Genomic DNA, 7254 nt, shown 5'->3' with positions numbered 1-7254 from the left:
ACAATTTTAAACCGAAGAAATGAGTACCAAAAATCAAAATTAACAACAAATCAAAAAAATCTTTTATCTTTGAATTATTAACTAAATACTCTCTTAGCAAAAGTCCAATTTAGTTTGAAGACGTACACTTTAAAAGAATTAGTAGGCGCTTTTATTATTAGAACTATTGACAAAAATGATACGAGATATAGCTTTTTTAATCCATCAATAGATGACTTTATTTTTACATATTTTCAAAATTCTAATGAAGAATATTTACAACTACTTAAATCATCTGTGTTTTTCGAACAATTCAAATATCGAATAGCAACTACAGTGGTTAAAGGTGAAAAAAGAATATGCTTTTCTAATAAAAATAGCAGAAAAAAATTATACGACACATTTAACGATAAGAAAGATTATCTTAAGGGATTTCATAGTAATGCTAGCCTAAACATTATATCTATTCTTATTAGATTATTTAGCAAAAGTGAAATTGAAGTAGAATTATTAAAGAGAATAAATGATTTAGATATAAGTTATTTAAGTTGGGAAGATCGAGACAATTTAAGTGAAATTTTAAAATACATAGCTCAAAATAATTTAGTTAAGCGGATAAATAATTTACCCCAATTAATCAAAATTCTTTCAAAAGATTTTATTTCTCATTATCAAATTAAAAGTTTTTCAAATCTAATTAAAGAGAATTCTTTTTATACTGATTTTATTAATAACTCAAAAACATCTGATAGTAATTATTATTACGAAATCCAGAAAAACATTAATGATTCTTGGGAAAAACTTTCTAATGATTATATGACCGATGTCTACGGCATTGATAAAACTATAGAGAAGGACGAGTTAGATGGTATAATAAATAAAAGAAAAGAAGAAGCTAAACAAATTAATAGAGATATCGGATTAGAGGCTTCTGAAGCAATTACTGACTATGAATTCGATAGTTCATCGCAAATAGAATTTAATAAAGAAAAAAGTAAAGAGAATGATATAAAAATTCAAGGATATCAAGAAAATACTAGAGATGAGGTTTTGGATATAAATAGACTCTTTAACTCAAATAGTAAAGGTGGAAATTCACTTATGATTCCTTTTTAATCTCAAAATCTAAAAAAATATAAATGCTTGATTTTTATTTTAATAATACTGTGAATTGGATTAAAACCACTTGGGTGCTCGTTTATAACGAGTGCCTTTCTAACATTAAAAATAAATATTAGTGTTTGCAACGCGGTAAATAAAACCATAATAGGTAAAAATACCGTTTTCCATTCCAATTGTCACTCCATCCCAACGCTCCTAAAAAAATTACTGTCATGGTTTTTGTACCACCGCACAACAAGCACTTTTCCTGTTGGCTAATTCGCTTTCTGTACTCTTGAAAATATTTCAAGTTATTTTAAATAATTTATATTTATTCTTAATTTAGTTGTAAATTGGTTCAATGAATATAGAAAGTATCATAGCAATCCTAGCAAATATAGTAGCCATTCTTCTGGCTGCTAAAAATGATACACCTATATTTTCCTTTTTAAAAAAAAGCTTTTTTTAACTTTTTTTGACCCATTAAAATCTTCCGTGTCATAAACTTTCCTTGTACAGCATGAGTTGAGACCAAATCAGGATTCAAACCTGTGACCTACCCCTATAAAATAATTAAGAAATTGTTCACGCATTTGTGAACAATTATGTATATTTGCAAAAGCATTTCACCACCAATATGGAAATTAAATTTCAAAAAATATATTTAGAAGACATTTACCAAGGAAATACCAAACCTTATAAAGAGTATAAGTCAAACAAACAATTGGTATCCCAGTATGTCAAAACTATCAATAAATTGAAAGCTATTACTCAAATCGAACAATTGTACCAAATTAAATCATTGAGATATGAAAAACTTACAGGTAATTTAAAAGGATTGAGTTCTGTAGCTGTTAACATGCAGTACAGAATAATCTTTAAAGAAGTAGCTTCCACTTCAAATGAATTAATAATCGATATTTTAGAAATCGAAGAATTAAGCAAACATTACGAATAGTAAGAACCGAAACAATTGAAAAAATGACAACAAAAACACTCACACCTGCAATTGCAACTCATCCTGGTGAAATACTTTTAGATGAAATTATAGCAAACAATTTCTCTCAAATAGATTTTGCAAAAATGATTGGATTCAGCAGAACACAATTAAATGAAATAATTAAGGGTAAACGAAATATCAACGCTGATTTAGCTTTACTATTAGAAAAAACATTAGGCATCGATGCAGATTACTGGATGGAAGCACAAAAAAACTATGATCTAGACAAAGCAAGAATAGAAGCAAAGCATAAAGAACAATTAGAAGCCATCGAAGTTTGGAACGTAGTAAAAGAATTCATCCCCACTTCATTCTACAAAAAAGAAAAAATTCTATCAGGCAATCCGCTACATGACAACAAAATTGTTAGAAATATTTATGGCGTTGCAAATTTAGACCAATTGGCAGTAATGAAACTCCAACCAGTTTACACGAGATTTAAAAAATCAACAAAATTAAAAACCGATGTAGTAAACATCATGGGATGGGTTAAATTAGTACAGTATAAATCTAAAGAAATAATTGTTCCACCTTTCAATCAAGAAAACAAAGAACAATTAATTTCAGATGTAAGAGCAATCCTTTTAAAAAATAAAGATGTTTTAAATAAAATACAGAACAAGCTGCATGAATATGGCATTAAATTAATTTATCAGACAAAAGGAGAAAAAACACCTGTAGATGGAGTATCATTTTGGAGCGAAGGTAACCCTGCTATTGGAATGACACTAAGACACAATCGCTTAGATAATTTTGCTTTCACCTTATTCCATGAATTAGGGCATATCTATGAGCATTTAATAAATAATAATAATGCTGAATTTATTGACCTTGACATCAAAAATGAAGAAGAAGAATACAAAAATTCAACAGAAGAAAAGGAAGCAAATACTTTCGCACAAAATAGCTTAATTGATAAAAAAGAGTGGGAAGAATTCAGTAAGAATTTAGAATTCAAAAACAATGATGCTAGTATAAAAGCTTTTGCAAAAAAATCAAAAACACATCCATGTATTGTTAGAGGAAGAATTAGCTATACACTAAATGAATACAGAACCTTTTCTACAATTAAACATGATATAAACTAAACAAGCATAATTAATTCCCACTCCTTCCCAACGCTCCTAAAAAAATTACTGTCATGGTTTTTGTCCCAACGCACATCAAGCACTTTGCCTGTTGGCTAAAATGTTTTGTTTAATAATGAAAAATCCAATAAGCCATCAGTCAAAGAGCTTGCCCAACGCTCAAAACAAAAACACGTACGCTACGCAACTCATGCCAGTAATTTTTTCTCCCAAGCTTAGTTACATAATGTGGCATTATAGTGCATAAACAAAATCCCAATTCCAAAAGAAGTCACCGGATGCACTATAATAACATTATGTAAAAAAGCCGCACACCCAACGCTCGTGTGGTTTGCTCCAGGACACCTTTTTTAAAAACTTCCTCGCACCAGCCGGTTTTTAAAAAAGGCATCCTTCACAAACCACTTTCAATAATCCGTAGCATATTTCTAGTAGTTAGATAATTTTTATATCGCATGAAAAGTAGAACTGTTTTTATCAACTAACCGTAGAAATAGGTAGTGTTTTCATTGTTTTTGTGCGTGCTACATTTCCAAAACAACCCAATTCATAATTCTCCATTCATAATTACTTTCTGGTACCCACAAAATCAAAAAGAGCCAGCAAGAGTATGATTTTTCATTTGCCAGAAACCATAAACTCCATTGCTTTCACGCTGGCCAGATGCCTTAATCCTTTCCACAAGAGCAATTCACTAATCACTAATCACAAATTACTAATCACTCAAAAAAAGGCATCTATCCAACATAAAAGCAATCACAACAATCCCATAAGCAAATAAAAAATCACACACTTGCCTGCGCTACTGCCTCATCGCACTAGGATAGTTTAGTTTATGCTGAGCTTGTCGAAGTACATTGTTTTTTGAAGATGCTTCCCATTTCCATAAGCACATTTTTACTGTAAACTACCAACTGATTACTGAACACTATCAATGCATCCTCAAAAATCAAATCCACAAAAGAGTATTAAATTTTAAAACAGGATAAAAACATAATCTATAATTTGCCTATGGTTATTTATCCTGTTTTAAAATTCAATACCCTTTTAAGAACTACCACATTCCAAAACACAACCTCGTTAGATAGAACGTATCCAAAACAACATCCGATTTCAAAACAACAATTGATTTGAAATTCAAAAAAAATAAATAAAAAAAAGGAAGCAAAGATAAGTTCCAGGTATTCAAAAAAGCAAGTTCAAGCCCTGCGGGTTTCGGATAAAATCTCCACCTTATCAGGTAGTATTTTATCCGAAAAACTTGCTTTTTTGAAACCTTCCACTTGAAATGACGGCTTTCTTTTTTTTCTTTTTTTCTTTTGAAAAAATTTATGGGTGGAGCGTAGCGAGACACACCTGCATTTCATAAGAAACACCGTAGAAAATTGAAAATATAACCAATTTTTAAAAGCCGATGTTATGCTAAAATTTGTCATTAAAACCTACACTAAAGGAACGATTTACAAAAATCCACACCTATTCATTTTAAACAAAGGATTGAACAGTGGAAAGCCTTCAAATGAGCCATTCACAAATAGTTTTGTTATCATTTTCGAGAATAAAGAAGATTTTGATAATATCAATTTAACAGCTTACGCACTTTGGAAAACAAAATTCTGGCATCAATTTCTTTGTGGTTCTGTAATTCCATTTTTACGCTTACACGATGTTAGAAAAGAATTTTCAAACAAAGTTAATCAAGAGATAAAAGACCACGAGGAACACCTTAAAAACGTGCAAACTTTAAAGCTTTTAGAACAATCTGAAAAACGATTCAATGAAAATCTAAATCTTATTAATGATATGCGTAAAGTCATTTTATATCGCTATTGTAATAGATAAAAAAAAAGCCAGGTCTTGAACTTGCCCCAAAAAGTTAGACACTATTTGGGGCATTTTTTATGGAAAGAAAAGTAAAGTATGATTACGCATTTAAATTAGAATGTGTAGAATTGGTTTTAAAGAAACATTATTCTGAGAGTTATGTTTCAAAACTGAAGCAGATTCCAAGATGGAATATTCGTAAGTGGGTTAGTTTTTATAGGGGTTATGGTGAAATTGGTTTATTACCAAGAATAAATCAAAGTTATTCAGCCGAATTTAAGTTAAAAGTACTCAGAACTATAAAAAAGGAATCTCTTTCATTGATGGATTCGGGAATAAGATTTAATATCCCCAATATTGCTATAATTTCAAAATGGAAAAAAGATTTTACTAACTTTGGAATTGAAGGATTAAAATCTAAATCTAAAGGTAGACCAATTTCTATGAGTGATTATAAACGTAAAAAACGCAAATCTGACAAGCCCTTAACAAGAGAGGAAGAACTATTAAAAGAAAACGAAAGACTTCGTTGTGAGAATGAATTGCTAAAAAAGTTAGACGCCTTAATTCAAGCCAGGAGAAATCCAAAGCCATAATGGAATTAAGGCATAAATTTGATTTAGAAACACTTTTAAATCAAACTAATATGGCACGAAGTAGTTTTTATTATCATCAAAGACAATTTGATTTACCTGATAAATACAAAAAAATTAAAGAGTTAATTAAAACCATTTACCATCAGCATAAAGGTCGCTATGGTTATAGAAGAATTACCGATGAACTTCAAAATAGAGCAATAATTATCAATCATAAAACAGTACTTAGATTAATGAAGTTATTGGGATTAAAAAGCATTATTAGAGTGAAAAAATACAAATCTTATAAAGGCGAAAATGGTAAAATTGCTCCAAATTTATTGGAGAGAAAATTTAAAGCAACAGCTCCAAATCAAAAATGGGCTACCGATATAACGGAATTTAATGTATCTGGAAACAAATTATATTTATCACCAATTATAGACTTGTTTAATCAGGAAATTATTAGTTATGAACTTACAGAACGACCAGTGTTTAATCAAATTGTTATGATGCTAGATAAAGCATTTAAGAAAATACCAAACAACACAAATTTAATGCTTCATTCTGATCAAGGTTGGCAATATCAAATGAAAAGATATCAGCACTTATTAAAAGAAAAAGGAATTAAACAAAGTATGTCAAGAAAAGGAAATTGTTTAGATAATGCTATTATTGAAAATTTCTTCGGAACACTAAAATCTGAAATGTTTTACACTCAAAAATTCAAATCGATAAAACAATTAAAAATAGAAATTGACAAATACATAATCTATTATAACAACGAAAGAATCAAGTCAAATTTAAACAAAATGAGCCCGATAAAATATCGAGCTCATTATTATCAAAATTAATTATAAATTTGTCTAAACTTTTGGGTGCAGTCTATCTTACGACTTGGCTTTCATTTTGTTTAACCCAAAGGTCACCACAACTAGGGCTAAACTTATTTTTTGTGCTTCTTTTGTAGGCTTTTAAGCAGTAACGAAATCGTAAAACTGACGACAGCTCCAACAGTAGCTAAAATAACTGTTCTTGCAATGTCTTCAGAATGAATATTCGGTGCTATACTTAAAAATGTGCCTCCAGCAGTTCCCATTAATGTATGGTTATTCGCTGTCATCAGTTGTAGTAAGCTGACTAGTTGCTGTCAAAACTCCTCCAGCAACAGCCATATAACCTCCAATAGTTGTAACTAATACTGGTAAGGCAATTGGAGCAGCTAAAATCGTTCCACCAACAGCAGCCAAAACCAAACCAACATTTCGAAGCACTTTAAAAAACTTTGGAGTAGGAGCTGTAGCTCTATTTACTATTTTTTTCATAATTTATATTTTTCTATTCCCATGTATATGGGAATCTATTCAACAATCAATTCAACACTTTCTTTATTATCCAAAGCTTGATAAACTAACGTTTTAAGCTTTTCAAATGCTTTTCTCGACAATAGTCCTAAACCTGGACCAGAAAGTTTAGTCACCGGAGCAATACAACCATTCAATTCTTTCAAAGCATTATTAGCAGGATGAAATAAAATAAAACTTCTATTTTCCACATCTATGTAAATCGTCAGCAAAAAGTGGACTGATTTAGACAAAAACTAAGAGAGTGTTTTCAAAAATTATTAACTTTGAAATAGTATGAAAACACCTAATAAAAAAACAGCAGAGAATTTCATCAAAGAGAT

The 7254-nt window shown here is 30.0% G+C and carries 9 protein-coding genes; 6 read left to right on the top strand and 3 right to left on the bottom strand.

What is annotated here, in order from left to right:
• Nucleotides 1–114: 114 nt before the first annotated feature.
• The 6 genes from T1L09_RS00160 to T1L09_RS00135 all read left to right on the top strand — a co-directional run bounded on the left by T1L09_RS00160 (nt 115) and on the right by T1L09_RS00135 (nt 6421).
• Nucleotides 115–1095: a hypothetical protein gene (locus T1L09_RS00160; RefSeq protein ID WP_322548929.1), complete on the top strand. Its 981-nt coding sequence runs from the start codon at nt 115–117 to the stop codon at nt 1093–1095.
• Nucleotides 1096–1717: 622 nt separating this feature from the next.
• Nucleotides 1718–2038 (top strand): type II toxin-antitoxin system RelE/ParE family toxin, encoded by a 321-nt coding sequence (locus T1L09_RS00155; protein ID WP_322548928.1) that lies wholly within the window; start codon nt 1718–1720, stop codon nt 2036–2038.
• 23 nt (nt 2039–2061) lie between these two features.
• Complete coding sequence (locus tag T1L09_RS00150) at nt 2062–3168, top strand: HigA family addiction module antitoxin (RefSeq protein ID WP_322548927.1); 1107 nt, start codon at nt 2062–2064, stop codon at nt 3166–3168.
• 1419 nt (nt 3169–4587) lie between these two features.
• A complete protein-coding gene (locus T1L09_RS00145) occupies nt 4588–5010 on the top strand; it encodes a DUF6943 family protein (RefSeq protein ID WP_322548926.1) in 423 nt (140 codons plus the stop codon).
• A 59-nt stretch (nt 5011–5069) separates the two neighbouring features.
• Entirely contained in the window at nt 5070–5588 is a 519-nt protein-coding gene (locus tag T1L09_RS00140) for a hypothetical protein (protein ID WP_322548925.1), read from the top strand.
• Nucleotides 5588–6421 carry an IS3 family transposase gene (locus T1L09_RS00135; RefSeq protein ID WP_322548924.1) on the top strand — a complete coding sequence of 278 codons (834 nt, stop codon included), beginning with the start codon at nt 5588–5590 and terminating at the stop codon, nt 6419–6421. Before T1L09_RS00140 ends, T1L09_RS00135 begins: the two co-directional genes overlap by 1 nt.
• Before the next feature lie 92 nt (nt 6422–6513).
• On the opposite strand, the gene T1L09_RS00130 is transcribed toward T1L09_RS00135, so the two are convergent.
• Genes T1L09_RS00130 through T1L09_RS00120 form a run of 3 tightly spaced genes read right to left on the bottom strand, consistent with a single transcriptional unit; the run spans nt 6514 to nt 7164 of the window.
• Complete coding sequence (locus T1L09_RS00130; protein WP_322548923.1) at nt 6514–6690, bottom strand: hypothetical protein; 177 nt, start codon at nt 6688–6690, stop codon at nt 6514–6516.
• Nucleotides 6677–6892, bottom strand: a complete 216-nt coding sequence (locus T1L09_RS00125) for a hypothetical protein (RefSeq protein WP_264558352.1) — start codon at nt 6890–6892, stop codon at nt 6677–6679. The genes T1L09_RS00130 and T1L09_RS00125 overlap by 14 nt, the downstream gene beginning before the upstream one ends.
• A 35-nt stretch (nt 6893–6927) precedes the next feature.
• Nucleotides 6928–7164 (bottom strand): DUF5675 family protein, encoded by a 237-nt coding sequence (locus tag T1L09_RS00120; RefSeq protein WP_322548922.1) that lies wholly within the window; start codon nt 7162–7164, stop codon nt 6928–6930.
• Nucleotides 7165–7254 lie beyond the last annotated feature (90 nt).

Origin of the sequence: Flavobacterium psychraquaticum (assembly GCF_034497725.1) — a bacterium.
Classification (GTDB): Bacteria; Bacteroidota; Bacteroidia; order Flavobacteriales; family Flavobacteriaceae; genus Flavobacterium; species Flavobacterium psychraquaticum.
This window is presented reverse-complemented; position numbering and strand designations above follow the sequence as displayed.